We start from the raw sequence: 26501 nt of genomic DNA, 5'->3' as shown, positions 1-26501 counted from the left end.
CCATGACGTCCTTCCCGACCGATCTGACGACGGCCCAGCCCGTCGAGGCCGGGACCGACGACACCTCCGAGGCGCCGGCGGCACCAGCCGCCGGCGCCCTCCGGGCGGGTGCCGGCGGTACCTGGCAGGCCCTGCGCCGTGACGTCGGCGCGATGCTCGGCCTCGGCTACATCGTGCTCGTCACGCTCGTCGCGATCTTCGCGCCCGTCCTGACCGCGGTCAGCGGCTGGACCCCGTACGAGTTCGACCAGACTGCGATCGACCCCAACCTCGGCGGTATGCCGATCGGCCCGTGGGGCGGCGTCAGCGCCGAGCACTGGTTCGGCGTCGAACCCGGCAGCGGGCGCGACATCTTCGCCCGCATCGTTTACGGCGCGCGGGTGTCCATGAGCATCGCGCTGTCCGCCACCGCCCTGACCACCGTGCTGGGCGTCTCCCTCGGGCTCGTGGCCGGCTACTTCGGCGGCCGCGTCGACCTGGTGATCTCGCGCGTCATGGACTTCCTCATGGCGTTCCCGGCGCTGATCTTCATGATCGCCGTGCTCTCCGCCCTGCCGGCGGGCAACCGGTCCGCACTGCTCGTGGTGGTCATCTCCGTGTTCGGCTGGCCCTACCTGGCGCGCATCGTGCGCGGGCAGACCATGTCGCTCGCGCAGCGGGAGTTCGTCGAGGCGGCGCGCGCCGCCGGGGCGAGCGGGACCCGCATCGTGTTCCGCGAGATCCTGCCCAACCTGCGCTCGACCATCATCGTGATGGCGACCCTCGCGGTGCCCGGCTACGTCGGCACCGAGGCCGGCCTGTCCTTCCTCGGCGTCGGCGTGGTACCCCCGGCGCCGAGCTGGGGCCAGATGATCGCCGCGTCCGTGAAGTGGTACGCCGTCGACCCCGCGTACTTCGTCTTCCCCGGCGCGTGCCTGTTCCTGCTCGTGCTCTCGTTCACCGTGCTCGGCGACCGCCTGCGCGCCGTCGTCGACGCCCAGGAGGGCCGCTGATGCCCCGGTTCCTGATCACCCGAGTCGCCTCCGGCCTCGGCGTGCTGCTGCTGGTGTGCCTGTTCACGTACCTTGTCTTCTTCGCCCTGTCGCCGGACCCGGCGGTGCAGATCTGCGGCAAGAACTGCACGCCGGAGGTCATCGACCAGATCCGCGCCAACCTCGGGCTGGACCAGCCGTTCTGGACGCAGTTCTTCCACTTCGTCGTCGGCATCTTCGCGGGCCGCACGTACGGCGAGGGCGTCGGCGCCGTCGACTGCGCCGCGCCGTGCCTGGGCTACTCGTTCCAGTCGAGCCAGGCCGTGTGGGACATGATCATCCAGCGCCTCCCGGTCTCCGCGACGATCGCCGTGGGCGCCGCCGTGCTGTGGCTGCTCGCCGGGCTGGCCGGCGGCCTGCTCAGCGCCGTCAAGGAGGGCACGTTCCTCGACCGGTTCACCACCGGCCTGACGCTGACCAGCATGTCGATCCCCAACTACGTGCTCGCGCTCGTGCTGCAGTACGTGCTGGTGGTCAAGCTGCAGTGGCTGCCGTTCCCGCAGGCCGTCGCCTTCGCCGACGATCCGGGGCAGTGGTTCGCCAACTTCGTCATGCCGTGGATCGTGCTCGCCGTCGGCTACGCGGCCGTCTACACCCGGCTGACCCGGGCCAACGTGCTGGACGTGCTGCGCGAGAACTACGTGCGCACCGCCTACGCCAAGGGCCTGGCCCAGCCGCTGGTCTGGCGCCGGCACGCGCTGCGGCCCGCCCTGACACCGATCGTGACCATCTTCGGCATGGACTTCGCAGGCCTGCTCGGCGGGGCCCTGATCACCGAGACGGTCTTCGGCATCAACGGCGTCGGCAAGATGGCCGCCGACTCCATCGCCCGCAACGACCAGCCGGTGATCATGGGCGTCACGCTGCTCGCCGGGTTCCTCGTCGTCGTCGGCAACATCGTGGTCGACGTCGTCTACACCGCCATCGACCCGAGAGTGCGGGTGAACGCATGAGCCTGCTGCAGGTGCGCGACCTCACGGTCACCTTTCCCACCCCGCGCGGGCCGCTGGACGCCGTCCGCTCGCTCGACCTCGACCTGGAGTCCGGCGGCGCGCTGGGCATCGTCGGCGAGTCCGGCTCCGGCAAGTCCATGACCAGCCTGGCGATCATGGGGCTGCAGCCCCGGGCCGCGCGGAGGACCGGCAGCGTGCGGCTGGGCGGCCAGGAGCTCGTCGGGATGTCCGAGGCCGAGCTGCGCCGCGTGCGCGGCGACCGCGTCGCCATGGTCTTCCAGGACCCGCTCTCCTCCCTGAACCCGTACTACACGGTCGGGCTGCAGATCGAGGAGGCCTACCGCGCCCACCGGCCCGGCACCACGCGGCGCGTGGCCCGGCGGGTCGCGATCGAGGCGCTGGAACGGGTGCACATCCGCGACGCCGCCCGGCGCGTGGACCACTACCCGCACCAGTTCTCCGGCGGCATGCGCCAGCGCGTCATGATCGCCATGGCGCTGAGCACCGAGCCCGAGCTGCTGATCGCCGACGAGCCCACCACGGCGCTCGACGTCACCGTCCAGGCGCAGATCCTCGACCTGCTGCAGGAGATCCGGCGCGAGACCGGCACGGGCCTCGTGCTGATCACGCACGACCTCGCCGTGGTCAGCGAGGTCACCGACCACATCGTCGTCATGAAGGACGGCGTGTGCGTCGAGCGGGGCGCCGTGGAGCAGATCTTCACGGACCCGCGGCACGCCTACACCCGGGCGCTGCTCGACGCCGTCCCGCGCATCGACGACGAGATCGGCGAGCTGCGCGCGGTCACGGCCGCGCCCGCCGGCGGCGCCGGCGACGACCCGCCGCAGCACACCACGAACGGAGGCCCCGCATGAGCACGCCCCTGCTGCGCGCCACGCACCTGGTCAAGGAGTTCCCGGTACTGGGCACGGGCGGCATCCTGCGCCGTCCGGACACGTTCCGGGCCGTGGACGACGTGAGCTTCGAGATCACCGCGGGCGACACGCTCGCCCTGGTCGGCGAGTCCGGCTCGGGCAAGTCGACGACGGCGCGGCTGGCCGCCCGGCTGCTGGACGCCACCTCCGGCACCGTCGAGCTCGACGGCGAGGACGTGACCCGGCTGGGCCGCGCCGACCTGCGCCGGTTCCGCAGCGACGTGCAGGTCGTCTTCCAGGACCCGTACTCCTCGCTCAACCCGCGGCACACCGTGGAGCGCATCATCACCGCTCCCCTGCTCTACCAGCAGCGGAGCATCCCGGGCGGGGCACGCGCGTTCACGCGGGCGCTCATGGAACGCGTCGGGCTCGACCCGGACCACTCGCAGAAGTACCCGGCGCAGTTCTCCGGCGGCCAGGCGCAGCGCATCGGCATCGCCCGCGCGCTGGCGGTCGGGCCGCGCGTCGTGGTGTGCGACGAGGCCGTCTCCGCCCTGGACGTCTCCGTGCAGGCGCAGGTGATCAACCTGCTGCGCGACCTGCAGCGCGAGGAGGGCCTGACCTACCTGTTCATCGCGCACGACCTCGCCGTGGTGCGGCAGATCGCCACGCGGGTCGCGGTGATGACGCAGGGCCGGATCGTCGAGGAGGGCGACCGCGACGCCGTCTTCGACGCGCCGCGGCACGAGTACACGCGCAAGCTGCTCGACGCCGTGCCCCGCATCCGCCCCGAGTGGGAGGCGGCCCGACGCCGCAACGCGGCGCTCGCCGCGGAGGGGGCACGATGAGCGCGGGGACGGACCCGGCCGGGCAGCCCTGGACCACGTACCTGCTGCCGGGCATCGGCGTCCGCGAGCGCCGTCTCGCGGTGCCGCTGGACCGGTCGGGCCGGCTGGCGGGCGAGGTGTCGCTGCTGGTCCGCGAGCTGGTGGACCCGACGCGGGGCGAGGAGGACCTGCCGCTGCTCGTGTACCTGCAGGGCGGGCCGGGCGGCGCGAACCCGCGGCCGCTGCGCCGGGACGGCTGGCTGGACGTGGCGCTGCGCGACCACCGTGTGGTGCTCGTGGACCAGCGCGGCACGGGCGGCAGCTCGCCGTTGGACGGCGAGGCGCTGGCCGGGCTGAGCGCGCGCGAGGGTGCCGACCTGCTGGCGTGCTACCGGGCCGACTCGATCGTCGCGGACCTGGAGGACGTGCGGCGTCAGGTGTACGGCGGGCGGCCGTGGTCCACGCTGGCGCAGAGCTTCGGCGGCTGGATCACGCTGACGTACCTGTCGGTGGCGCCCGAGGCGCTGCGCGCCTGCTACGTCGCGGGCGGCATCCCGGGCACGCCGCCGGACGCCGCGGAGGTCTACCGCCGCACGTTCGGCCGGGTGGCCGGCAGGACGGCGGAGTTCTACCGGCGCTACCCGGCCGACGTCGAGGCGGTGGCGGCGATCGCGGACCGGCTCGCGCAGGGCGACGTCCTGCTGCCGGACGGCGACGTGCTGACGGTGCACCGGTTCCAGTCCATGGGCATCGACCTGGGCATGAAGCCGGGGCCGGAGCGGCTGCACTGGTTCGTGGAGAAGGCGTTCGCGGCGCCGGGCCGGCTCTCGGCCGGGTTCCTCCAGGAGGCGATGGTCCGCACCGCGCAGGCGGACGGCCCGCTGTTCTGGACGCTGCAGGAGTCGATCTACGGGCACGGCGGCAACGGCCCCACGGGCTGGGCGGCACAGGCGGAGCGCGACCGGCACCCGGAGTTCGACCCGGACCGCCGTCCGCTGCTGTTCACGGGCGAGATGGCGTTCCCGTGGATGTTCGAGGAGATCCGGCTGCTGCGCCCGTTCGCGGGCGCGGTGCACGAGCTGGCGGCGCGCCAGGAGTGGTCACCGCTGTACGACCTGGGCCGCCTGGCCGCGAACGAGGTGCCCCTGGCGGCGATCGTCTACCACGACGACATGTTCGTGGACTCCGGCCTGCAGCTCGACACGCTCTCGCGGGTCGGGTCGGCGCAGGCCTGGGTCACCAACGAGTACGAGCACGACGGGATCGGTGACGCACGCGTGCTGGAGCGCCTGCGTGAGCTGGTCCGCGACCGAGGAGGAGAGATCCGATGAGCACGCACGACACCACCGGCCGGCCGCCGTACGCGGGGACCCGCGCACCCCGGTTGGCCGACAGCCCGGCGTTCAACGCCCACATGGCCCGCGGCTGGGGCGCGCCCGACGTCGTCGTCCCCGTGATCCCCGGGGCGCCGGAGGCGGCCGCCGACCACCGCCGCCGGCTGTCGGAGCGCATCGGCGCGCGCGACGCCGTCGTCAGCGCCGGGCGCGCGCCGCTGCGCAACGGCGACGCGATGTACGGGTTCCGCGCGGACAGCGACTTCGTGTGGCTCACGGGCACGCAGGCCGAGGACGGCGTCCTGGTGCTGCGGGCGAGCGACGGCGGGCACGACGCGACGCTGTACCTGCCCCCGCCGGCCCGGCCGGGCGAGAGCGACTTCTTCGCGAACGCGGCGTACGGCGAGCTGTGGGTAGGGCCCTCCCCGGACCTGGCAGCCTGGGCGGAGGCGTGCGGCATCGCGGTGAAGCCGCGGTCCGCGCTCGACGGCGTCCTGGACACGCTCGACGGCGCGCTCGCCTCGCCGTCGGTGGACGACGACCTGGTGCGCCGGTTCGGCCTCAAGCCGTCCGAGGACCTCGCGCGGGCACTGTCCGACCTGCGGATGATCAAGGACGACTGGGAGATCGCGCAGCTGCGCGAGGCCATCGACCACACCGTGACGGGGTTCGACGCCGTGGCCCGCGAGGTGCCGCGCGCGGTTGACGGGCTGGGCGAGCGGTGGCTCCAGGGCACGTTCGACCGGCACGCCCGCACGTTCGGCAACGGGCCGGGCTACTCCACGATCGTCGGCTCCGGACCGCACGCCCCCACCCTGCACTGGGTGCGGTGCGACGGCCCGATCCTGCCCGACATGCCGCTGCTGCTCGACATGGGCGTCGAGGCCAACTCGTTGTACACGGCCGACGTGACGCGCACCATCCCGCCGTCCGGCACCTTCAGCGCGGTGCAGCGCCAGGTGCACGACCTGGTGGAGAAGGCGCACCGCGCCGGCATGGCGCAGATCCGGCCCGGCGTCGAGTACCTCGACTTCCACTACGCCTCCATGGAGGTCATCGCGCAGGGGCTGCACGACTGGGGGCTGCTGGACGTCTCCGTCGACGAGGCGCTCTCCCCGGGCGGGCAGCAGCACCGGCGCTGGCTGGTCTGCGGCATCGGCCACCACCTCGGCCTGGACGTGCACGACTGCGCCCACTCCGACTACCCCGCCTACCAGGCCGCTCCCCTGGCCCCCGGCGTGGTCATGACCGTCGAGCCCGGGCTGTACTTCCACGCCCACGACGAGACCGTGCCGCCCGAGCTGCGCGGCATCGGCGTGCGGCTGGAGGACGACCTGCTGGTCACGGCCGACGGCGCCGAGGTGCTCTCCGGCGCCCTGCCGATCGACGCCGCAGGCATCGAGCGCTGGACCAGCGAGCGGCTCGGCGATGCCTGAGGCCGTGCTGTCCGTGCCGCGCCGCGTCGCCCCCGGGGCGCGCGTCGCCGAGCCGTTCCCGCTCGCCGACGTCGCGCTGACGGGCGGCATCTTCACGCGGGCGCGGGACCAGATGCTGCACCTGGCCCGCGTCTACCCGGTGGACCGGCTGCTCGCCGTGTTCCGCGCGAACGCCGGGCTGGACACGCGCGGCGCGCGACCGCCGGGCGGCTGGGAGGACTTCGGCCACCCCGACGAGGACGCCTGGGGCCCCGACGACTACCCCGGCCGCGAGGCCGCACCCACCGCGAACCTGCTGCGCGGCCACTACGCGGGGCACTTCCTGTCCATGCTGGCGCTCGCGGCAGGCGGCGCGGATGACGCCGCGGTGCGGGCCGAGCTGCGGGCCAAGGTCGACGCGCTGGTCGAGGGGCTGCGGGAGGTCCAGGAGACGTTGGCCGCGACCGGGCGCTACAGCCACCCGGGGTTCCTGGCCGCGTACGGCGAGTGGCAGTTCTCGCGGCTGGAGGGCCTGGCGCCCTACGGCGAGATCTGGGCGCCGTACTACACGTGCCACAAGATCATGGCGGGGCTGCTCGACGCGCACCGGCACACGGGCTCTGTTGTGGCGTTGGACGTGGCGGCTGCGATGGGGCGCTGGGTGCACGGGCGGCTGTCCGTGCTGCCGGCCGAGCAGCGGGCGGCCATGTGGGCCCTGTACATCGCGGGCGAGGCCGGGGGCATGAACGAGGTGCTGTGCGACCTCGCGATGCTGACCGGTGACCCGGTCTTCGTGGAGACCGCCCGGCTGTTCGACCTCGACACGCTGCTGGACTTCGCCGCGGCGGGCCGGGACGAGCTGGACGGCATGCACGCCAACCAGCACGCCGCGACGCTGCTCGGCTACCTCGCGCTCGGCGACCTGACCGGGGAGACCCGCTACACGGACGCCGTCGTGCACCTCTGGGACATGCTCGTGCCCGGCCGCACCTACGCGCACGGGGGCTCCGGCGAGAACGAGCTGTGGGGGCCGGCGGGCGCCGTCGCGGGCGACATCGGCAACCGGAACGCCGAGACGTGCGTGACCTACAACATGCTCAAGATCGCCCGCGCCCTGTTTGAGCGCACCGGCGAGGCGCGGTTCGCCGACTACTACGAGCGGGCCGTGACCAACCAGGTCCTGGGCTCGCGGCGCGACGTCGACTCGGACGACTCGCCCGAGGTGACGTACATGTTCCCCGTGCACCCGGGGGCGCTGCGCGAGTGGGACAACGTGGGCACGTGCTGCGGCGGTACCGGGCTGGAGAACCACGTGAAGTACCAGGACTCGGTGTACTTCCGGTCAGCCGCGGGTGCGTCCGGCGACGCCGCCCGGACCGTGTGGGTCAACCTCTACGTGGCCTCGACGGCGAGCTGGCCGGAGGCCGGCGTCCGGCTGGTGCAGCGCACGGACTACCCGCTGGAGGGCGGCAGCCGGATCGAGGTCGACGCGACGGGCGACCTGGAGCTGCGCCTGCGGGTGCCGGCCTGGGTTGCGGACTCCCCCGTGTCAGACGTACAGGTCCCTGGAGGGACCTGTACGTCTGACACGTTCGGCGTACGGGTGGACGGCGAGCCGCAGTCCGTCCGGGCCGACGGCGGGTACGTCGTCCTGCGGCGGGACTGGCGGCCCGGCACCGTCGTCGAGATCGACATGCCGCTCACCCTGCGCGAGGTCCCGGCCCTCGACGACACGTCGGTGGTCACCCTGGAGCTCGGGCCGACGGTGCTGCTCGCCCGCAGCGCCGCCACGACCTGGCTGCCCGTCGAGGCCGCGACGTGGCGGCGGCTGGACGGCACCCTCGATGCCCCGCTCACCCGGGCCGACGACGGCACGTGGCACCTCGGCGACCTCGTCCTGGAGCCGACCTGGTCCGGTTCGGACGCCCGGTACCACATGTACCTGCGCCGGGCCGACGCGCGGATCGCGTTCGCGGGGGCGGACCCGGCGGCTGACTCGGGCGTGCCGAACGCGGCGCGTGCGGACGGACGGACCTTTCTGGACGTCCTGTGGGCGGACGGCGGGTTCGCCGACCGGGGCACGTTTCTCGAGGCGGTGCTGCGCACGGCGCACGAGTTCGTGGGGCTCGGGCTAATCAGCGCCGCGGAGGGGCGGCAGGTGCTGGTGGCGGCGGCGCGGTCCGCCGTCGGGCGGGAGGACGAGGACGCCGGGCGCGAGGAGGCGCGGGCCGAGGAGGCCGCCCTCCTGTCGCGTGCGCCGACCGCCGCGCACGACGGCTCCGCGCCCCGCGTCGAGATCGTCCCGGCCGCGGCGCCCGGCGTGACCGGCTGGTACCTCCGGCCGGCGGAGCTGACCGTCACCGCGCGGGCCGACGCCGGCGAACCCGACGTCGAGGTCCGCGTGGACGACGGGCCGTGGGCGCCCGCGGGGCGGACCCCGCTCGTGCTGGCCGACGGCGTGCACACCGTCACGGCGCGCGCCGTCGACGACGCGGGCCGGGAACGGCGCGTCGTCCGCGAGGTCAGCGTCGACACCACGCCGCCGCGAACCCAGGTGACGACCAAGCGCCTGGGCCCGCGGGGCGTCGAGATCAACCTGACCGCCGTCGACGACGTCTCCGGCGTGGACAGCATCCGGTGGAAGGGCCCGGACACGTTCTGGGCCACGTTCGCCGAGCCGTTCAGCCGGGCGCTGTTCGACGCGCCCCAGGTGATCGAGTTCGCCGCGACCGACCGCGCGGGCAACCAGGAGCCGGTCCGCACCCTGGTGCTCCCGCCCGCGAACGCCGAGTGACGTGTCAGACGTACAGGTCACCCGGGTGACCTGTACGTCTGACAGGTGTGGTCGGCGCGGCGATGTCAGTGGTGGCGTCTAACGTCGTGGCATGAGCGAGCCCCGGCCCTTCACCGTGCACGTCCCCGACCAGGTCCTCGGCGACCTGCGCGAGCGTCTGGCACGCAGCAGGATCCCCGAGGACTCGCCCCGGCGACCGCCGTCGGGCATGACGTCGAGCTACCTGCGCGAGCTCGTCGACCACTGGATCAGCTGGGACTGGCGGGCGCGCGAGGCCTGGCTCAACAGCCACCCGCAGTTCCTCGCCGAGGTCGGGGACGCGGACGTGCACTTCGTGCACCTCCGGTCGGAGCAGCCCGACGCGCCCGCGCTGCTCGTGCTGCACGGGTGGCCGCACACCTTCGCGCTGCAGCTCGACTTCGCCGACCTGCTGCCCGACATGGACGTGGTGGTCGCGAGCCTGCCCGGCTTCGCGTTCTCGACGCCGTACGCGGACGGCGAGATGTCGGAGAAGCGGCTGGCCACCACGATGCACGCGCTGATGACCGACGTGCTCGGTTACGAGCGGTACTTCACCTACGGCGAGGACGTCACGGCGAACGTCAGCGACCTCGTCGCCGCCCGGTACCCCGAGCACGTGGCGGGCATCGTCGCCACGCACGCGCACTTCCCGACCCTGTCGGAGCGGGCGGCGCTCGACGACCCCGAGGTCAGGGAGTTCTTCGACGGCATCGCCGCGCGGCACCAGACCGACGGCGCGTACGGGCACGTCCAGGCCACCCGGCCGGACACGCTCGCGACCGCCCTCAACGACTCCCCGGCCGGCCTGCTGGCGTGGCTGACCGAGAAGCTCGTCGAGTGGAGCGACACCCCGCCCGGCGACCCGCGGGCGGTGGAGCGGCGTATCTCGCGGGACCGCATCCTGACCGAGGCGACGATCTACTGGGCCACCCAGACCATCGCGTCGTCGTTCCGCCCCTACTACGAGGGCGCCGACCAGCCCGACCCGATCCCGCCGACGACGGTGCCGGCGGCCGTCCTCGTGCAGCGGCACGAGGCCACCTACCCCGAGTCGCTCGCGCGCCGCCACTACCTCGACCTGCGGGTGTTCGACCGCCTGCCGGAGGGCGGCCACTTCACGGCCGGTGAGGTGCCCGGCGAGATGGCGGCGCGCGTGCGGGAGTTCGTCCGCTCGGTCGACGGCGGCTGAGCCGGTCCCGCCGAACGGGTCGGGCTCAGGCGGTCGGCTCGAGCCGGATCACCGGGAACTTGCGGTCCGTGTGGGTCTCGTACACCTTGGCGTCCGGCCAGTACGCGGCCCAGATCCCATAGAGCCGCTCCCACTCGGGCGACGTCGGGCGCACCACGGTGACGGTGGCCCGCAGGATCTGGTCGCCCACCTCGATGGTCGTCTCCGCGGCACCGTCCTCCACGTTGGCCACCCACACCGGGTCCTTGGGCGCTCCGCCCTGCGAGCCCACGACGAGGTAGGCGTCGCCGTCGGTCGCGGCCACGAGCGGCGTCACGTACTGCTTGCCGCTGACCCGCCCGACGTGGTGCAGGAGCAGCAGCCGCTTGCCGTCGAAGTGCCCTCCGGCGACGTCCGCGCCCAGCACGCCCGCGTTCGCACGGAACGCCTCGATGATCCCGGTGTTCATGTCACTCATCTGGTCCTCCTCCGACCTTCGCCGACCCCCCGGCCGGCCTAACCGGACTTTACCCCGCTTATCCGGTTCCCGATAGCATCCGGACATGAGCACGCCGATGACGTGGGGCACACCGCAGCCCGAGCGGGCCGACGCCGCCCGCAACCGTCAGGTGCTGCTCGCCACCGCCCGCGACCTCCTGGCCGAGGTGGGGGCGGACTGCCTCACGATGGATCTCCTGGCCGAACGCTCCGGGCTCGGCAAGGGCACGGTGTTCCGCCGGTTCGGGTCCCGGGCCGGCATCTTCCAGGCCCTGCTCGACGACAGCGAGCGCGAGCTGCAGCAGCGGGTGCTCAGCGGCCCGCCACCGCTCGGCCCCGGGGCGCCGCCGGTCGACCGCATCATCGCCTACGGCACGGCACGCGTCCGCTTCCTCGCCGACCACCACGCCGTCGCGCGCGCCACGCTCGACGGGCGGGGCGCCGGTGGGGGGCGCGCCGGCGAGGGGCGCTCGGGTGAACGGCGGCGGCCTCCGCTGACCGAGATCCACCTGCGGGTGCTGCTGCGCGAGGTCGACCTGCCCGGCGCCGACGTCGAGGTGCTCGCGGGGCAGCTCGCGTACGCGCTGGACGGTCCGCTGCTGTTCCAGCTCTTCGCCGGTCCGGAGCTGGAGGGGCCGGAGCCGACGGCCCGCTTCGAGGCGGGCTGGCGCGACCTGGTCGAGCGGGTGTGCGGGGTGCCGGGGGCGTAGCCGGGCTGCCCCGCGGGTCGATCCTGCCGACACCCGGGTCTCGGCAGGATCGGCCGACGAGCCGTCAGGCGTGCGTCGGCGCCTCGTGCCGGGCGTGCTCGGCGGGTTCGAGCTGGAAGGTCGAGTGCTCCACCCGCACGTCGAACTGCGTGGCGACGCACCGCTGCAGGGCGTCGAGCACCGGCGGCGCCTGCCCGTCCCGGAAGCACACGTCGCGCACCACGACGTGGGCGCTGATGGTCGGCAGCCCCGTGGCGACGAGCGAGGCGTGCAGGTCGTGCACCTCCTCGACGTGCTCCACCTCCAGCAGCCGTGCCCGCACCTCGTCCAGGTCCATGCCGGGCGGGGTCGACTCCAGCAGCACGCTCGCCGAGTCGGCCAGCAGCCGGGCGGCCCGCGGCAGGATCAGCACGGCGATGACCAGGCCTGCGACGGCATCGGCCCGCTGCCAGCCCGTCGTCGCGATCACGACCGCGGCCACGATCACCGCGACCGAGCCGAGCGCGTCGTTGACCACCTCCAGGAACGCGGCACGCAGGTTGAACGATGCCGAGCGTCCGCCCGCGAGCACGAGCAGCGCCACGACGTTGCCCACCAGGCCGACGATGCCGAAGACGAGCAGGCCCGGCCCCGGCGCCTCCGCCGGTCCGACCAGGCGGCTCACGCCCTCGACCAGGGCGTACACGCCGACGGCGAGCAGCACGGCGGCCTGCGCGAGCGCGGCCAGGATCTCGGCCCGCCGGAACCCCCAGGTCCGGCGCGACGACGGCGGTCGCAGCGCGAGCGACGCCGCCCCGAGCGCGATGGCGAGGCCCGCCACGTCGGTGAGCATGTGCGCGGTGTCGACCAGGAGCGCGAGGCTGCCGGTGAGCAGCGCGCCGACCGCCTGGGCCACGAAGACGGACGCCGTGATGCCAAACGCGACGGCCAGGCGGCGCCGTCCGCCCGCGTCGCCGTGCGCGCCGCCGTCGTGCCCGTGGCTGTGGCCGTGGTTGTGGCCGTCGGGACCGTGACCGTGACTCACGAGGTCGCCTCCGCCCCGGGCGTCGCCCGCACCCCCGACGTCGTCGATGCCGCCGTCGCCGAGGCCCGCATCGCTGCCTCCGACGGGTGCACGGCCGATCCGTCCACGCCGTAGACCGGGCACAGCGCCACGGCGTCGCCGGTCAGCGCCAGCAGCTTCTCGGCCGACGCGAGCACCGCGAGCGTCGCCTCCGGGTGGGTCAGCGAGAACACCGACGCCCGCCCCTGCGGCCGGGACTCGACGAGCCCGCAGTCGCGCAGGCAGGCCAGGTGCTTGGACACCGTGGACTGGGCCAGGCCGAGGTGCTTCGTCAGGTCGACCACACGGTGCTCGCCGAGGGCCAGGTGCTGCAGGATCGCCAGCCGCGACGGGTCCGAGAACCCGTGGAACAGGCACGCCGCCACGACCATCGCCTCGGACTCGCGGGCCGCGACATCGCCCGCCACCTCTGTCATCGCCATACGACGATGCTACCAGCCGCCACCCCACTCCCCTTTGAGGCCCGGCTTTCTCCTCTTTGAGCCGCCCCCAAGCGAAGAAACCCGGGCCTCAAAGGGGAGGTCGGTCGACGGCGGCGGCCCGGCCAGGCGGCGGCCCGGCCAGGCGGCGGCCCGGCCAGGCGGCGGCCCGGCTCCGGCGGCGGCCCGGCCCGGCCCGGCCAGGCCAGGCCAGGCCAGGCCAGGCCAGGCCAGGCCAGGCCAGGGGCGACCCTGCGTCGTCAGATCGTCGCGCGGGCGTGCCAGGCCGTCGCCGTCGCGTCCAGGACGTCGTCCCACGGCGTCGGCCGGACGCCGAACACCCCGGTCGTCTCGGCCGCGTCCGCCACGAATGGCCGGTCGAACTGGTAGAGCACGCCCAGCGCCTCGCGCAGGAGCGGCACCACGAGACCCCCGGCCCGCAGCACCGCGCGCGGCACGCGGCGCAGCCGCGGCTCCCCCGTCCCGGCCCGCGCGCCCAGCTCGCGCAGCACCTCCCGGACGGTCGCGGGCGGGTTGGACGGCACCAGCCATGGCGAGCCCCAGGCACGGTCGTCGGCGCCGAGTGCGACGAGGGTCGCGGCGACGTCGTCGACCGCCGTCCAGGTGTGCGGCTGGTCCGGGTCGGCCAGGACGCTCGCGGGCCGGCCGGCGAGCGTCGCCGCGGCGTACATGGGCAGCAGGCCGTGCGAGGCGGGGACGGTCGGCCCGATGTAGTCGGAGGCGCGCGCCTCGGTGACGCGCACCCGTCCGTCGCGGTGCGCGGCGAGCGCCTCCCGCCACAGCCGCGCCCGCAGCTTGCCCTTGTGGTCCGACGCCCTGAGCGGCATGCCGCGGGTCATCGGACCGTTGACGGGGCCGTAGCCGTAAAGGTTGCTCAGCGTCACGAGCACCGCGCCGGAGGCCTCGGCGGCATGCAGCGCCGCGGCCGCCAGCGGGGGCCAGCCGCGCTCCCACGCCCGGTACGAGCCGGGGTTCGCGCAGTTGTACAGCACGTCCGCGCCCCGGGCCGACGCCGCGAGCGCAGCCGCGTCCGTGGCGTCCAGCGCGATCCGCTCCACGCGGGGGTGCGCCGGGCCGCCGCCGGAGCGGGTCACCACCGCGACGGAGCGGCCGGCGTGCGCCAGCCGGAGGGCGAGCGCGGTGCCGACAGGACCGGCGCCGAGGACGAGGTGGGAGGTCATGCCCCAGGGTCCCATCGATATTGGTCAGACAGGTTCACAACTTGTATGATCGCAAGCGAACATCCCGCCGCAAAGGAGCGCCATGACGTACCAGCCCGACGCCATCCGGACCGTGCAGCTCTCGACTGTCACGCTGCCGCTGGCCACCGCCATCTCCGACGCCAAGGTCTTCACCGGGCGCCAGAAGCCCATGACCGAGGTCGTGTTCCTGTTCGCGGAGATCACCACCGAGCAGGGGTTCGAGGGGCTCGGCTTCTCCTACTCCAAGCGCGCCGGCGGCCCCGCCCAGTACGCGCACGCCAAGGAGGTGGCGCAGTCCGCGATCGGCGAGGACCCCAACGACATCGCCAAGCTCTACACGAAGCTCCTGTGGGCGGGCGCGTCGGTCGGCCGCTCCGGCGTGGCCACCCAGGCGCTGGCCGCCGTCGACATCGCCCTGTACGACCTGAAGGCCAAGCGCGCCGGCCTGCCGCTGGCCAAGCTGCTGGGCGCGCACCGCGACTCCGTCCGCACCTACAACACCTCGGGCGGGTTCCTCAACGCGAGCATCGAGGAGGTCAAGGAGCGCGCGAGCCGGTCCATCGCCGAGGGCATCGGCGGCATCAAGATCAAGGTGGGCCTGCCCGACGGGCGCACGGACCTCGCCCGCGTCGCCGCCGTGCGCGAGCACATCGGCCCCGACGTACCGCTCATGGTCGACGCCAACCAGCAGTGGGACCGGGGCACCGCCCTGCGCATGGGACGGCGCCTGGAGGAGTTCGACCTCGTCTGGATCGAGGAACCCCTGGACGCCTACGACGCCGAGGGCCACGCGGCGCTGGCCGCCGCCCTGGACACCCCGATCGCCACGGGCGAGATGCTCGCCTCCGTGGCGGAGCACGAGCGGCTCATCGAGAAGCGCGCGTGCGACATCATCCAGCCCGACGCCCCGCGCGTCGGCGGCATCACGCAGTTCCTGCGGCTGCTCACGCTCGCCGACCAGGCCGGGCTCGACCTCGCGCCCCACTTCGCGATGGAGATCCACCTGCACCTGGCCGCCACCTACCCGCGCGAGCCATGGGTGGAGCACTTCGACTGGCTCGACCCACTGTTCAACGAGCGCCTCGAGACCAAGGACGGGCGCATGCTCGTGCCGGACCGCCCCGGCCTCGGCGTCACGTTCAGCGAGCAGGCGCGCGCCTGGACCACGGACACGGCGACCTTCGGCCCCGCCTGACCGGCCCCCGCCCCTCGGACGTGTCAGGCGTACGGGTCCCCGGAGGGACTTTGTACGCCTGACACGTCCGCCGGGAGATCCTCCGAGATGGAAGCATGAGCCCATGGCCCAGACCCTGAGCGGCACCCTGGTGGAGACGCTGCGCAGCCGCATCGTCAACGGCGACATCGCGCCGGGCGAGAAGCTGCCCAGCGAGCCCCGTCTCGCCGTCGAGCACCAGGTCAGCCGCACCGTCGTCCGCGAGGCCATCGCCCGCCTGAACCTGGAGGGCCTGGTGCACACCCGGCGCGGCAGCGGCAGCTACGCCCTGACCCCGCCCGCCGAGGCGGACGACGGCGGGGCGCCCGTCGCCCGGTCGCTGGCCGACCGCCTCGCGCTGGTCGAGTACCGCCTCGCCCTGGAGGCCGAGGCCGCCGCGCTCGCCGCCGGACGGCGCACGCCCGCGCAGCTCGCGGCGCTGGCCGACCGGCTCGACGCGCTCGCGACGTCCGACGGGCACCCCGCCACCGCGATGCAGCACGACTTCGCGTTCCATCGGCTCGTCGCGGAGGCCGCGGGCAACAGGTTCCTCCTGGAAGCCCTGGACCGGCTCGGCCCGCAGATGATCGCCATGCCCCGCGGCCGGCTGGACCGGGCCGACGGCGGGTCCGGGAACAGCCGGTCCGACATCGTCCCATCGGGCGCCGATTCACGGGGCGGCGGCCGCTTCGCCGCCGTCGTCCAGGAACACCGCGCCGTGCTCGAGGCCCTCGACGCGCAGGACCCGCTCGCCGCCGCGGCGGCGATGCGGGTGCACCTGACGTCGTCCCGCCGCCGCCTCCTGACCGAGTCGGGCGCCGACGCCGCCCACTGACCATGCCGCCCGCCGCCGTCGGGCAAAGCCGTTGACCACAGCAGTTCCTGCCAGGCGGGGCGACATCCTGGCAGCAACTGCTGTGGTCAGCACCCGCGCCTGCGCGGCAGGCCGGACGGCGGCCGGACGGCGGCCGGCCCGGCGGGTCAGCGCGGGGGCTTGACCGCCAGGACCGGGTGCTCGGCCTGGAGCAGGATGCGCTGCGCCACCGAGCCCATGATGAACTTGCCCACCGTGCTGCGGCGGCGCAGGCCGATCACGATCAGCGACGCCTCGTGCTGCTCGGCGAGGTCGAGGATCTCGTCGGTGAAGTCGTCACGGTGCGTGCCGCGCACGAGCTGCGCCCGCACCCCCGCCGCGGCGGCCTGCGCGAGCACCCGGTCGAGGTCCTCCTCGGCGGCGACCGTCGACTCGACCAGCGAGCCCTCCCGCGCCGAGTTCACGACGAGCAGGTCCTCGTCCCGCAGGCCGGCCTCGACGATCGCCGCCTGCACGGCGGCCTCCCCCGCGGGCGTGGGGACGTAGCCAACGACGATGCTCATACGGACTCTTCCTCTCGGTTCTTCGCCGACGCGCCGGCGTCCGACGTCCCAGCAACGGACCCGCCGGCGGCGGCACCGGCGACACCGGCGACAGCCCCACCAGCAGCAGCCCCACCGACAACAGCCCCGGCCGTCCGCCGGTCACGGACGGCGCGGACCAGGGGCAGCACGGCCACCACCACGAACACCACCAGCAGCGTCGCCGAGATGGGCCGCGTGAAGAAGCCCGCCGCGGACCCGTCGAACATCAGCAGCGAGCGCCGCAGGCTGGACTCCAGCAGCGAGCCCAGCACGAACGCCAGCACGAGCGGCCCCGGCTCGAACCCGAACTTCTTCATCAGGTATCCGACGGCGCCGAAGACGACCACGAGGAGCACGTCGAACACGGAGTTGTTGATGGTGTAGGCGCCGACCATCGTGATCAGGGCCGTGACGGGCGCCAGGATCGCGGCGCGCACCCGCAGGATGCGCACGAACACGCCGACCAGCGGGATCGACATGATCAGCAGCAGCACGTTGCCGATGTACATCGAGTTGACGACGCCCCAGAACAGCTCCGGGTGTTCGGTCACCAGCTGCGGCCCGGGCGTGATGCCCTGGATCAGCAGCGCGCCGAACATGAGCGCCATGGTCGCGTTGGCGGGGATGCCGAGCGTGAGCAGGGGGATGAACGAGCTGGTCGCGGCGGCGTTGTTCGCCGTCTCCGGGCCGGCCACGCCCTCGATGGCGCCCTTGCCGAACCGGCTCGGGTCCTTGGCGCGCTTCTTCTCCGCGGCGTAGGCGGCCATGGAGGCGATGGTCGCGCCGCCGCCGGGCAGGATGCCGAGGAAGAACCCGAGCACCGACCCGCGGGTCACGGCGCCCGACGACTCCTTGAGGTCCTTGCGTGACGGCCAGACGTTGGCTACCTTGCCCGGCGCGTGCACGGCACGGTGCCGCTCCTCCAGGTTGTAGAGGATCTCGCCGAGGCCGAACAGGCCCATGGCCACGGGCACGAAGTCGATGCCGTCGGCCAGGCTCAGGTTGTCGAAGGTGAAGCGTTCGGCGCCCGTGAAGGCGTCGCGGCCGACGGTGGCCAGCAGCAGCCCGATCGCCGCGGCGATCAGGGCCTTGAGCCGTGCGCCGGACGCGATGGTCGAGACCAGGAGGATGCCGAGCAGGGCCAGGGCCGCGTACTCGGGCGGCCCGAAGTCGAGGGCGAAGCCGGCCACGACCGGGGCCAGGAAGGTCAGCCCGACGATGGCGACGGTGCCACCGATGAACGACCCGACGGCCGCGACGCCGAGCGCCGTGCCCGCCCTGCCCTGTCTGGCCATCGCGTGCCCGTCGAGCACGGTGACCACCGAGCTGGCCTCGCCCGGCAGGCGGAGCAGCACGGACGTGATCGTGCCGCCGTACTGCGCGCCGTAGAAGATGCCGGCGAGCATGATGATCGCGGTGACCGGCTCCACGCCGTACGTCAGCGGGAGCAGGATGGCGATCGTGGCGGCCGGGCCGAGGCCCGGCAGCACCCCGATGAGCATGCCGATGACCACGCCGAGCAGGCAGTACAGGAGGTTGGTCGGTTCGAGCACGACGGCGAAGCCGGCGGCGACGTTCTGCAGTGATTCCACGTGCGTTTCCCTTGCGGATCAGACCTGCGGGTGCGGTCAGAAGAGGTGCGGGACGTTGGTGCCGAGCGCCCCGACGAAGACCCCGTACAGCACGCCGACCACGAGCACCGAGTACAGGACGGCGGAGCGCCAGGACTCGCCGCCCAGGAACTTCATCCAGATCAGGCTCAGCAGCAGCGCCGGGATCTCGAAGCCGATCACCGGCAGCAGCGCCACGAGCCCCAGGAGGGTCGCGAGGCCGACCAGCGAGAGCCACGAGTAGCGGGAGAACTTCTCCCCGTCGCCGCCCCGCCGCCCGACGACGACCTGGGCGAGCGACAGCACCACCACGGCGACGCTGATCGCGAGCGGCCACAGGCCGGCGCCCGGCTGGGTCGGCGTGCCGAGCCCGAGCCCGACCGCCGTCACGCCGCCCAGGACGCCGATCGCGGTCGTGACGAGGCTGGCCGCGAGGTTGGCGACCGGCCCGGCGGGCGGCGGCGCCTCCTCGGCCCACTCGTCGGCGAGGGCCTGCGCGGGGTCGGCGGGCGCGACGGCGGCTCCGCCGTCGGCACCACCGTCCGCGCCGCCGGTCGAGCTGCCGTCCGGCTTGCCGTCCACGCCTACCTCCTTGGTTGCCGTTGCCACGGGGATCAGCCCTCCGCGAGGCTGATGTCGTACTCCTCGGTGAGCGCCCGGTACTTGTCGGCGAGCTCGGTCCACTCCGTGGTGACCTCGTCGCCCGAGATCTCGTGCGGGGTCAGCAGGTTGTTCTCGTTGAACGACGTGTAGGTGTCCGAGGCGATGGCGGCGTCGACCGACTCGACGAGCCGGGCCTTGACGTCCTCCGGCAGGCCCTTCGGGGCGGCCAGGGCGCGGTACTGCGACACGGGCACGTCGTAGCCCTCCTCGACGGCGGTCGGCACGTCGGGCAGGAACTGGTTGCGCTCGGCCGAGAAGGCCAGCAGCGGCACCACCTTCCCGGCGTCGATCTGCGGCTTGGCCTCGCCGAGCTGCACCGTCGCCACCTGCACCTGGTCGCCGACGACGGCGGTCAGCGCGGGCGAGCCGGAGTCGAACGGGACGGCCGTGCCGTCGATCTCCGCCTGCGCGAACAGCGCCGCCTGGGCGAGCTGCGAACCGGTGCCCACGCCCGTGGTGCCGTACTTGATCTCGCCGGACGCCGCCTTGAGGTCCTCCAGGTTCTCGAACCCGGAGTCGACGCTGGCCAGCAGCACGTAGTCGTCCTGCGAGAGGCCCTTGACGACGTCGAGCTTGCTCAGGTCCACGGCCTCGTCCTCGGACACGGCCAGCGGCGTGATCGTGATGAGGGAGGCGTTCAGCAGCACCAGCTCGTAGCCGTCGGCGGGCTTGCCCGCGACCTCCTCGGTCGCCACCGCGCCGTTGGCGCCGGCGCGGTTGACGACGGGGACCGCCACGCCGAGGTCCTCGGCCATGCCCTCGGCCACGGCCCGGGCGATGAGGTCGGTCGACCCGCCGGCGTCCTGCCCCACGGTGATGGTCACCGGGCCGGACGGGAAGTCTTCACCCTCGCCACCGCCGGCGGCGCCCACGTTGCCGCCGCACGCGGCGAGCGTCAGGGCGGACAGCGCGGCGATGGCGCCGAGCGCGACCCTGCTGGTCAGCGGGCTGCGGCGTGCACCGGAAGGTGCACCGCGGCGCGGGGTTCGGGGGGTAGGAGTTGTCATCACAGCTCTCCTCGTTGAGATCTCCGACGGGCATCTGCCGGTCGGGCGTTGAGCATAGGAAGCCCATACGATGCCTGTCTAAGCCTCTTAGTGCATGGCTTGATTCTCGAAATGCATCGAATCGCGGAAAGGCCGTCGTGTACACCCTCGATCAGGTCCGCTGCTTCCTCGCCGTCGCGGAAGAGCTCCACTTCGGCCGCGCCGCGGAACGACTCAACATGACCCAGCCGCCGCTGAGCCGTCAGGTCCAGAAGCTGGAACGCGCCGTCGGCGTCCCCCTGCTGGAACGCGACAACCGCCACGTCGAGCTGACGACGGCGGGCGCGGTGTTCCTCGAGGAGGCCCGCCGCCTCCTGACCGCCGCCGACGCCGCCCCAGCGCTCGCCCGGAAGATCGCGGCGGGCCGCGCGGGTGTGCTGCGCCTCGGCTTCACGGCGGCCTCCGGGTTCAGCCTGCTGGGCACGCTGGTGCAGGAGATCGCCGAGTTCATGCCCGACGTCGACCTCGACCTCCAGGAGCTCGTCACGGTCGAGCAGATCGAGGCGATCCGGCGCGGCGAGCTCGACCTGGCGCTCGGCCGGCCGCCGTTCGACCAGGAGAGCTTCGACTCCCGGCTCCTGCTGTCGGAGGACCTGGTGCTGGCCGTGCCGCCGGGCCACCCGCTGACCCGGCTGGACCGGCCCGTGACGGCCGCCGACCTGCGCGACCAGCCCGTCGTCGGGCACCACCCCACCAAGGCCCGGTACTTCTACGACATGGTGGTGCGGTACATCGCCGTCGAGCACAACAACGTGGTGCACGTCGTCAGCCAGATCCTGACGATGTGCTCGCTCGTCGCCGCCGGGCGCGGCGTCGCGTTCGTCCCGGAGTCTGCCCGCCTGCTGGGCCTGCCGGGCGTCACGTTCGTCGAGCTCGACGTCCCGCACGGCGTGGTCGAGCTCCACGCCATCTGGAACCGGGACTCGAAGAACCCGGCCCTCCACGAGTTCCTCCGCTACCTGCACCCCTCGTCCTGAGACCAAGCGATGCAGTTGCGGCATGAGTCGATGCCGTTTTGGGCTTGGACAGGCATCGTGGCGGCTTCTTACCGTGGCGCCGAGAACCTAGCCCGACCAGTCGCCATCGTCGACGTCTGTCACAGGAGGGGGCCACCCTTGGCCACGTATGCACCGCAGGAGCTCGCCGTCGCCCTCAAGGACGGGCTGCTGTCGTTCCCCGTCACGCCGTTCACCGCGGACGGCGCGGTCGACGAGCAGCGGTACCGCGACCACATCGACTGGCAGTCGAGCTTCCGGATCGGCGGCCTGTTCGCCGCCGGCGGCACGGGCGAGGGCTTCAGCCTGACGCCGCAGGAGTCGGCCCGCGTGGTGCGCCTCGCCGTCGAGACCGCCGCGGGCCGCACCCCGGTGCTCGGCAGCGCGGGCGGCAACACCGCCCAGGCCATCGACAACGCGCGCGCCGCGCAGGACGCCGGCGCCGAGGGCCTCCTGCTCCTGCCCCCGTACCTCACCGAGGCCGACCAGGACGGGCTGCTGGAGCACGCCTCCGCCGTCTGCGCGGCGACCGACCTCGGCGTCATCGTCTACAACCGCGGCAACGCGATCTACTCCGCGACCACGGTCGCAAGGCTGGCCGAGCGGCACCCCAACTTCATCGGGTTCAAGGACGCGATCGGCGACATCGAGCACCTCACCCGCGTCTACGTCACGAACGGCGACCGGCTGTTCTACCTGGGCGGCCTGCCCACCGCCGAGACCTACGCCCTGCCGCTGCTGCAGCTCGGCATGAGCACGTACTCGTCGGCGATGTACAACTTCGTGCCCGAGTTCGCGCTGGAGTTCTACCGGGACGTGCGGGCGCAGAACCATGCCGCGGTCACCGAGAAGCTGCGCCGGTTCGTGCTGCCCTACCTCGACATCCGCGACCGCACCAAGGGGTACGGCGTCTCGATCGTCAAGGGCGGTCTGAAGGCGGTCGGCCGCGACATGGGCAGCGTCCGCGCGCCGCTGCAGGACCTCACCGCCCAGGACCTCGCCGACCTCACCGCCCTGATCGACGCCGCCGGGGTGCGCCCCGCCGCGGCCGCGCCGGCCGCCCCGGCCGACCCCGCCGTCGACACCCTGGCCGGCTGACCGAACGCCCTCAAGGAGACATGCGATGACCCACCTCACCGGCCACTCGATCGTCGCCGGCGCGCCCCTGCAGGGCACCGCCGGCACCTTCGCCGGGCAGGACCCGGCCACGGCCCAGGCGCTCGAACCCGCCTACTCGCTGCTCGACGAGGCGCAGGTCGCGCAGGCGACGGCGGCCGCGCAGGAGGCCTTCGCCTCCTTCTCCGCGCTCGCGCCCGAGCCGCACGCCCGCTTCCTGGAGCAGGTCGTGGCCAACATCGAGGCGATCGCACCCGACGTCGTCGCGCGGGCCATGCGTGAGACCGGCCTCCCCGCGGCCCGCCTCACGGGCGAGGTCGCCCGCACCACGGGGCAGCTCCGCCTGTTCGCGCAGGTCGTGCGCCAGGGCGACCACCGCGGCGTGCGGATCGACCCCGCCCTGCCCGACCGCACTCCCCTGCCGCGCGCCGACATCCGGCAGCGCAAGGTGCCCGTCGGCCCCGTGGCCGTGTTCGGCGCCAGCAACTTCCCGCTCGCCTTCTCCACCGCGGGCGGCGACACGGCCTCCGCGCTGGCCGCGGGCTGTCCCGTCGTGGTCAAGGCGCACAACGCGCACCCGGGCACGGCCGAGCTGGTGGGGCGTGCGGTGGCGGACGCCGTGGCCTCGTCCGGCCTGCACCCCGGCGTGTTCTCGCTGGTCTACGGGCCGGGCACGGTCGTGGGCCAGGCACTCGTGTCCGACCCGGTGATCCAGGCCGTCGGCTTCACCGGCTCCCGCGGCGGCGGCCTCGCGCTCGTCGCGGCCGCCGCGGCCCGCCCCGTGCCCATCCCGGTCTACGCCGAGATGAGCTCGATCAACCCCACGATCCTGCTCGACGGCGCCCTCGCGGGCGACGTCGACACGCTGGCCGCCGCGTACCTCACGTCGGTGACCGGCTCGTCGGGCCAGCTCTGCACCGCCCCGGGCCTCGTGTTCGTGCCGGACGGCGAGCGCGGCGACGCGTTCGTGGCCGCCGCCGGGCGGGCCGCCGCGGCCGCGGCCGGGCAGACCATGCTCACCGACGGCATCGCGCAGGCCTGGCAGGACGGCGTGGACACGCTGGCCGCTCAGGACGGCGTCTCGCTGGTGGGGGCCGGCACGCCGGGAGCGACGCAGAACGCCCCCGCGCCCGCGGTGTTCGCCAGCGCGGTGCCGACCCTGCTGAGCAACCCCGTGCTGCAGGCCGAGATCTTCGGGGCGGCCTCGCTCGTGGTCCGGTACGCGGACGCCGACGAGCTGCTGTCCGCCGTCGAGCGCCTGGAAGGCCAGCTCACCGTGACGCTGCACCTGACCGAGTCGGATCGCGAGACGGCGAGCCGCCTGCTGCCCGTGCTGGAGCGCACGGCCGGCCGCATCCTGGCCAACGGCTGGCCCACCGGCGTGGAGGTGGGCCACGCGATGGTGCACGGCGGCCCGTTCCCCGCGACGTCGGACGGGCGCACCACCTCGGTGGGCACGCTCGCGATCGAGCGCTTCCTGCGCCCCGTGGCCTACCAGAACCTGCCGGAGTACCTGCTGCCCGAACCGCTCCGGTCGGACAACCCGTGGCGCCTGACGCGGCGGGTCGACGGCGTACTCGACGTCGTCCTCGGCGCGACGGACGCCGACGTCGCAGGTGCGGACGCCGTCCCGGAGGCCGCGGGAGCCACCGAGACCGCGGAGGCCGCCCGGTGAGCGCGCACCCCACGATCGCCCGCGTCGAGGTGGTGCCCGTCGCGGGCCACGACTCGATGCTCCTGAACCTGTCCGGTGCGCACGCCCCGTTCTTCACGCGGAACGTCGCGATCGTCACCGACTCGGACGGCCGCAGGGGGCTGGGCGAGGTGCCCGGCGGCGAGAAGATCCGGACCACGATCGAGGAGGCCGGCGCGATCGTCGTCGGGCAGCCGGTGGCGCGGTACCGCTCCCTGCTGCGCGACGTCGCGCGGGCCTTCGCCGACCGCGACGCCGGCGGGCGCGGGCTGCAGACCTTCGACCTGCGCACCACGGTGCACGCGGTCACCGCCCTGGAGTCCGCGCTGCTCGACCTGCACGGCCAGGACCTGGGCGTTCCCGTGGCGGAGCTGCTCGGCGACGGCGTGCAACGCGAGTCGGTGCCGATGCTCGGCTACCTCTTCTACGTGGGCAACCCGGACGCGACCCGCCTGCCGTACCTGCGCGGCGACGACGAGTCCGATGCCTGGGGGCGGCTGCGCCGCGAGGAGGCGATGACGCCGGACGCCGTCGTGCGCCTGGCCGAGGCCGCCGCCGCGCGGTACGGGTTCACCGACTTCAAGCTCAAGGGCGGCGTGCAGGCCGGCGACCTGGAGGTGGACACCGTCGTCGCGCTCAAGGAGCGCTTCCCCGACGCGCGGATCACCCTCGACCCCAACGGCGGCTGGCTGCTGGCCGACGCGATCCGGCTGGGCCGGCGGATGCGCGGCGTCGTCGCCTACGCCGAGGACCCGTGCGGGGCCGAGGGCCGGTTCTCCGGCCGCGAGGTCATGGCGGAGTTCAGGCGCGCGACCGGCCTGCCCACGGCGACCAACATGATCGCGACCGACTGGCGCGAGATGGCGCACGCCGTGCGCGCGGGCGCCGTCGACATCCCGCTGGCCGACCCGCACTTCTGGACCATGGCGGGCTCCGTGCGCGTGGCCCAGCTCTGCCACGAGTTCGGGCTCACCTGGGGGTCGCACTCCAACAACCACTTCGACATCTCGCTGGCCATGTTCACGCACGTCGGGGCGGCGGCGCCCGGCGAGATCACGGCGCTGGACACGCACTGGATCTGGCAGGACGGGCAGGGCCTGACGACGGCGCCGCCGCAGATCGCCGGCGGCGCGATCCAGGTGCCGACGACGCCGGGGCTCGGCGTCGAGCTCGACCGCGAGCGCCTGGCCGCCGCGCACGAGCTGTACCTGGAGCACGGCCTGGGCGCCCGCGACGACGCGACAGCGATGCAGTACCTGGTCCCGGGGTGGGAGTTCGACCCGAAGCGCCCGTGCCTGGTCCGCTGACCCCGCGATGAGCGGGGTGCTGCTCGGGTTCGCGATCGTCCTCGTGCTCGTGGGCGTGGGGTTCGTGGCCGCGTGGGTGCTGCCGGGCGAGGCCCGCGCCATGCAGCGCGGCATCGCGCCGCTGGTGTACATGCCGGTGCTGGCCTGGGTGGTCGGCCGGTTCCTGTTCGGGCTGGACGGCCTGGACCTGCTCGGCGTCGTGCTCATGGCGGCGCTGCCCACGGCCCAGAACGTGTTCCTGTTCGCGGGGCACTTCCGCCTGGCGACGACGCCGGTCCGCGACGTCACCCTCCTCCTGGGCTGACGCCCACGCCGCCCACGGCGCCGCCGTCGAACGTAGGAGTAGTCGCACTCTGGGCGCTCAGAGAGCGACCAGACCTACGTTCACCTGGGGCCGGAAACTCAGCGGGGCGTGATGCCCGTCAGCACGTTGCGTACCAGGGCATCGGCGAACGCCTCCGTGACCGGCTCGTCCGGGACCAGCAGCCGGTGGTAGACGGCGCCCCAGAGCTGGTCGACCACCACCTGCACGTCGACGTCGTCGCGCACCTGACCCGCCTCCTGCGCCGCCCGCAGCCGCTCGGCCGCCAGCCGGCGCCGCTCGGAGGAGTACAGCGTGCGGTAGGCGACGGCGAGGTCCTGGTCGGTCTGCGCCTGGCCGATCAGCTCGGCGAGGATGCGCCCTGCGGGCGTCGTCGTCATGAGGTGCACGAACGCGCGGAGCTGGTCGCGCAGGTCCACACGGATGTCGCCGGTGTCGGGGAAGGCGAGCGTCTGCTGCACGGCGTGGAAGTAGCCGTCCAGGGCGAGCGCGCCCTTGGAGGGCCACCACTTGTAGAGCGTCGTCTTGCTGACGCCGGACAGGCGCGCGACGCGCTCGAACGTCAGGTCGGCGATGCCCTCGGCCAGCAGCAGCTCGCCGACGGTGCGCAGCACGTCGCCGCGCACCTCGTCGGCGGGCCGCCGCCCGCGCCCCCGGACCCGCGCTCCGGGCTCGCCCGCGGCGGACGCCGTCGCCTGGTTCGTCATGTCCCCTCCTCCTGGCCCCCGCAGTCTAGGAGGGCACCCGTCGCCGAACCGCGTGATCGGCAGGATGTCAGGTGATCGGTAGTCCGAGCTGCCGACCACC

The 26501-nt window shown here is 73.6% G+C and carries 25 protein-coding genes; 16 read left to right on the top strand and 9 right to left on the bottom strand.

The features are described from left to right. Window positions 1-2 precede the first annotated feature (2 nt). The 8 genes from ACH45N_RS13505 to ACH45N_RS13470 all read left to right on the top strand — a co-directional run bounded on the left by ACH45N_RS13505 (window position 3) and on the right by ACH45N_RS13470 (window position 10439). Complete coding sequence (locus ACH45N_RS13505; protein WP_397394592.1) at window positions 3-992, top strand: ABC transporter permease; 990 nt, start codon at window positions 3-5, stop codon at window positions 990-992. After that, a complete protein-coding gene (locus tag ACH45N_RS13500) occupies window positions 992-1984 on the top strand; it encodes an ABC transporter permease (RefSeq protein WP_397394590.1) in 993 nt (330 codons plus the stop codon). Before ACH45N_RS13505 ends, ACH45N_RS13500 begins: the two co-directional genes overlap by 1 nt. Then, the gene (locus ACH45N_RS13495; protein ID WP_397394588.1) at window positions 1981-2859 is read left to right on the top strand and encodes an ABC transporter ATP-binding protein; all 879 of its coding nucleotides are present in this window, start codon (window positions 1981-1983) and stop codon (window positions 2857-2859) included. Before ACH45N_RS13500 ends, ACH45N_RS13495 begins: the two co-directional genes overlap by 4 nt. Then, a complete protein-coding gene (locus ACH45N_RS13490; RefSeq protein ID WP_397394586.1) occupies window positions 2856-3707 on the top strand; it encodes an ATP-binding cassette domain-containing protein in 852 nt (283 codons plus the stop codon). The genes ACH45N_RS13495 and ACH45N_RS13490 overlap by 4 nt, the downstream gene beginning before the upstream one ends. Then, on the top strand, window positions 3704-5017 hold the full coding sequence (locus ACH45N_RS13485) for an alpha/beta fold hydrolase (RefSeq protein ID WP_397394584.1): 1314 nt from the start codon (window positions 3704-3706) through the stop codon (window positions 5015-5017). Before ACH45N_RS13490 ends, ACH45N_RS13485 begins: the two co-directional genes overlap by 4 nt. Then, window positions 5014-6456: an aminopeptidase P family protein gene (locus ACH45N_RS13480; RefSeq protein WP_397394582.1), complete on the top strand. Its 1443-nt coding sequence runs from the start codon at window positions 5014-5016 to the stop codon at window positions 6454-6456. The genes ACH45N_RS13485 and ACH45N_RS13480 overlap by 4 nt, the downstream gene beginning before the upstream one ends. After that, window positions 6449-9229, top strand: a complete 2781-nt coding sequence (locus ACH45N_RS13475) for a beta-L-arabinofuranosidase domain-containing protein (RefSeq protein ID WP_397394580.1) — start codon at window positions 6449-6451, stop codon at window positions 9227-9229. The genes ACH45N_RS13480 and ACH45N_RS13475 overlap by 8 nt, the downstream gene beginning before the upstream one ends. A 91-nt stretch (window positions 9230-9320) precedes the next feature. After that, window positions 9321-10439, top strand: a complete 1119-nt coding sequence (locus tag ACH45N_RS13470) for an epoxide hydrolase family protein (RefSeq protein ID WP_397394578.1) — start codon at window positions 9321-9323, stop codon at window positions 10437-10439. Window positions 10440-10464: 25 nt separating this feature from the next. On the opposite strand, the gene ACH45N_RS13465 is transcribed toward ACH45N_RS13470, so the two are convergent. Beyond that, window positions 10465-10896 (bottom strand): nitroreductase/quinone reductase family protein, encoded by a 432-nt coding sequence (locus ACH45N_RS13465; protein ID WP_397394576.1) that lies wholly within the window; start codon window positions 10894-10896, stop codon window positions 10465-10467. 85 nt (window positions 10897-10981) lie between these two features. Between ACH45N_RS13465 and ACH45N_RS13460 the strand changes: the two genes are divergently transcribed. Continuing rightward, the gene (locus tag ACH45N_RS13460; RefSeq protein ID WP_397394574.1) at window positions 10982-11626 is read left to right on the top strand and encodes a TetR/AcrR family transcriptional regulator; all 645 of its coding nucleotides are present in this window, start codon (window positions 10982-10984) and stop codon (window positions 11624-11626) included. A gap of 64 nt (window positions 11627-11690) precedes the next feature. Here the strand turns inward: ACH45N_RS13460 and ACH45N_RS13455 are convergent, their stop codons facing one another. From ACH45N_RS13455 to ACH45N_RS13445, 3 genes are all read right to left on the bottom strand, one after another. Further along, window positions 11691-12650, bottom strand: a complete 960-nt coding sequence (locus ACH45N_RS13455; RefSeq protein WP_397394573.1) for a cation diffusion facilitator family transporter — start codon at window positions 12648-12650, stop codon at window positions 11691-11693. Then, window positions 12647-13111 (bottom strand): ArsR/SmtB family transcription factor, encoded by a 465-nt coding sequence (locus tag ACH45N_RS13450; RefSeq protein ID WP_397394571.1) that lies wholly within the window; start codon window positions 13109-13111, stop codon window positions 12647-12649. The genes ACH45N_RS13455 and ACH45N_RS13450 overlap by 4 nt, the downstream gene beginning before the upstream one ends. Window positions 13112-13368: 257 nt before the next feature. Continuing rightward, window positions 13369-14310 carry an NAD-dependent epimerase/dehydratase family protein gene (locus tag ACH45N_RS13445; RefSeq protein WP_397394569.1) on the bottom strand — a complete coding sequence of 314 codons (942 nt, stop codon included), beginning with the start codon at window positions 14308-14310 and terminating at the stop codon, window positions 13369-13371. 82 nt (window positions 14311-14392) lie between these two features. Between ACH45N_RS13445 and ACH45N_RS13440 the strand changes: the two genes are divergently transcribed. Both ACH45N_RS13440 and ACH45N_RS13435 read left to right on the top strand, forming a co-directional pair. Beyond that, a complete protein-coding gene (locus ACH45N_RS13440; protein ID WP_397394567.1) occupies window positions 14393-15526 on the top strand; it encodes a mandelate racemase/muconate lactonizing enzyme family protein in 1134 nt (377 codons plus the stop codon). 103 nt (window positions 15527-15629) lie between these two features. After that, window positions 15630-16379, top strand: a complete 750-nt coding sequence (locus tag ACH45N_RS13435) for a FadR/GntR family transcriptional regulator (protein ID WP_397394565.1) — start codon at window positions 15630-15632, stop codon at window positions 16377-16379. Between the two features lie 146 nt (window positions 16380-16525). Here the strand turns inward: ACH45N_RS13435 and ACH45N_RS13430 are convergent, their stop codons facing one another. The 4 genes from ACH45N_RS13430 to ACH45N_RS13415 are packed head-to-tail and all read right to left on the bottom strand — an operon-like array spanning window position 16526 to window position 20222. After that, window positions 16526-16921: a universal stress protein gene (locus tag ACH45N_RS13430; RefSeq protein WP_397394563.1), complete on the bottom strand. Its 396-nt coding sequence runs from the start codon at window positions 16919-16921 to the stop codon at window positions 16526-16528. Continuing rightward, window positions 16918-18534, bottom strand: coding sequence for a tripartite tricarboxylate transporter permease (locus tag ACH45N_RS13425; protein ID WP_397394561.1), 1617 nt, complete (start codon window positions 18532-18534; stop codon window positions 16918-16920). The genes ACH45N_RS13430 and ACH45N_RS13425 overlap by 4 nt, the downstream gene beginning before the upstream one ends. A gap of 36 nt (window positions 18535-18570) precedes the next feature. Continuing rightward, window positions 18571-19134, bottom strand: coding sequence for a tripartite tricarboxylate transporter TctB family protein (locus tag ACH45N_RS13420; RefSeq protein ID WP_397394559.1), 564 nt, complete (start codon window positions 19132-19134; stop codon window positions 18571-18573). A gap of 32 nt (window positions 19135-19166) precedes the next feature. Further along, the gene (locus ACH45N_RS13415; protein WP_397394557.1) at window positions 19167-20222 is read right to left on the bottom strand and encodes a tripartite tricarboxylate transporter substrate binding protein; all 1056 of its coding nucleotides are present in this window, start codon (window positions 20220-20222) and stop codon (window positions 19167-19169) included. Window positions 20223-20359: 137 nt separating this feature from the next. Here ACH45N_RS13415 and ACH45N_RS13410 point away from each other — a divergent pair, with 137 nt between their 5' ends. The 5 genes from ACH45N_RS13410 (at window position 20360) to ACH45N_RS13390 (ending at window position 25676) form a co-directional block, all read left to right on the top strand. Further along, window positions 20360-21238, top strand: coding sequence for a LysR family transcriptional regulator (locus tag ACH45N_RS13410; RefSeq protein ID WP_397394555.1), 879 nt, complete (start codon window positions 20360-20362; stop codon window positions 21236-21238). A gap of 138 nt (window positions 21239-21376) precedes the next feature. Further along, window positions 21377-22354, top strand: a complete 978-nt coding sequence (gene kdgD, locus ACH45N_RS13405; RefSeq protein WP_397394553.1) for a 5-dehydro-4-deoxyglucarate dehydratase — start codon at window positions 21377-21379, stop codon at window positions 22352-22354. A 25-nt stretch (window positions 22355-22379) separates the two neighbouring features. After that, window positions 22380-24047, top strand: a complete 1668-nt coding sequence (locus tag ACH45N_RS13400) for an aldehyde dehydrogenase (NADP(+)) (RefSeq protein WP_397394551.1) — start codon at window positions 22380-22382, stop codon at window positions 24045-24047. Then, a complete protein-coding gene (locus tag ACH45N_RS13395; protein WP_397394549.1) occupies window positions 24044-25372 on the top strand; it encodes an enolase C-terminal domain-like protein in 1329 nt (442 codons plus the stop codon). The genes ACH45N_RS13400 and ACH45N_RS13395 overlap by 4 nt, the downstream gene beginning before the upstream one ends. Before the next feature lie 7 nt (window positions 25373-25379). Further along, complete coding sequence (locus tag ACH45N_RS13390) at window positions 25380-25676, top strand: hypothetical protein (protein WP_397394547.1); 297 nt, start codon at window positions 25380-25382, stop codon at window positions 25674-25676. Between the two features lie 98 nt (window positions 25677-25774). Here the strand turns inward: ACH45N_RS13390 and ACH45N_RS13385 are convergent, their stop codons facing one another. Next, window positions 25775-26401, bottom strand: coding sequence for a TetR/AcrR family transcriptional regulator (locus tag ACH45N_RS13385; protein WP_397394545.1), 627 nt, complete (start codon window positions 26399-26401; stop codon window positions 25775-25777). Between the last annotated feature and the right edge of the window lie 100 nt (window positions 26402-26501).

Source organism: Promicromonospora sp. NPDC019610, assembly GCF_044389365.1.
GTDB lineage: Bacteria > Actinomycetota > Actinomycetes > Actinomycetales > Cellulomonadaceae > Promicromonospora.
This window is presented reverse-complemented; position numbering and strand designations above follow the sequence as displayed.

Coding starts and splice junctions, on each gene's coding strand:
- ACH45N_RS13470 (WP_397394578.1), top strand. CDS start 9,321: ATGAGCGAGCCCCGGCCCTTCACCGTGCACGTCCCCGACCAGGTCCTC.
- ACH45N_RS13505 (WP_397394592.1), top strand. CDS start 3: ATGACGTCCTTCCCGACCGATCTGACGACGGCCCAGCCCGTCGAGGCC.
- ACH45N_RS13445 (WP_397394569.1), bottom strand. CDS start 14,310: ATGACCTCCCACCTCGTCCTCGGCGCCGGTCCTGTCGGCACCGCGCTC.
- ACH45N_RS13460 (WP_397394574.1), top strand. CDS start 10,982: ATGAGCACGCCGATGACGTGGGGCACACCGCAGCCCGAGCGGGCCGAC.
- ACH45N_RS13500 (WP_397394590.1), top strand. CDS start 992: ATGCCCCGGTTCCTGATCACCCGAGTCGCCTCCGGCCTCGGCGTGCTG.
- ACH45N_RS13435 (WP_397394565.1), top strand. CDS start 15,630: ATGGCCCAGACCCTGAGCGGCACCCTGGTGGAGACGCTGCGCAGCCGC.
- ACH45N_RS13490 (WP_397394586.1), top strand. CDS start 2,856: ATGAGCACGCCCCTGCTGCGCGCCACGCACCTGGTCAAGGAGTTCCCG.
- ACH45N_RS13385 (WP_397394545.1), bottom strand. CDS start 26,401: ATGACGAACCAGGCGACGGCGTCCGCCGCGGGCGAGCCCGGAGCGCGG.
- ACH45N_RS13415 (WP_397394557.1), bottom strand. CDS start 20,222: ATGACAACTCCTACCCCCCGAACCCCGCGCCGCGGTGCACCTTCCGGT.
- ACH45N_RS13480 (WP_397394582.1), top strand. CDS start 5,014: ATGAGCACGCACGACACCACCGGCCGGCCGCCGTACGCGGGGACCCGC.
- ACH45N_RS13390 (WP_397394547.1), top strand. CDS start 25,380: ATGAGCGGGGTGCTGCTCGGGTTCGCGATCGTCCTCGTGCTCGTGGGC.
- ACH45N_RS13430 (WP_397394563.1), bottom strand. CDS start 16,921: ATGAGCATCGTCGTTGGCTACGTCCCCACGCCCGCGGGGGAGGCCGCC.
- ACH45N_RS13485 (WP_397394584.1), top strand. CDS start 3,704: ATGAGCGCGGGGACGGACCCGGCCGGGCAGCCCTGGACCACGTACCTG.
- ACH45N_RS13400 (WP_397394551.1), top strand. CDS start 22,380: ATGACCCACCTCACCGGCCACTCGATCGTCGCCGGCGCGCCCCTGCAG.
- ACH45N_RS13475 (WP_397394580.1), top strand. CDS start 6,449: ATGCCTGAGGCCGTGCTGTCCGTGCCGCGCCGCGTCGCCCCCGGGGCG.
- ACH45N_RS13440 (WP_397394567.1), top strand. CDS start 14,393: ATGACGTACCAGCCCGACGCCATCCGGACCGTGCAGCTCTCGACTGTC.
- ACH45N_RS13450 (WP_397394571.1), bottom strand. CDS start 13,111: ATGGCGATGACAGAGGTGGCGGGCGATGTCGCGGCCCGCGAGTCCGAG.
- ACH45N_RS13495 (WP_397394588.1), top strand. CDS start 1,981: ATGAGCCTGCTGCAGGTGCGCGACCTCACGGTCACCTTTCCCACCCCG.
- ACH45N_RS13465 (WP_397394576.1), bottom strand. CDS start 10,896: ATGAGTGACATGAACACCGGGATCATCGAGGCGTTCCGTGCGAACGCG.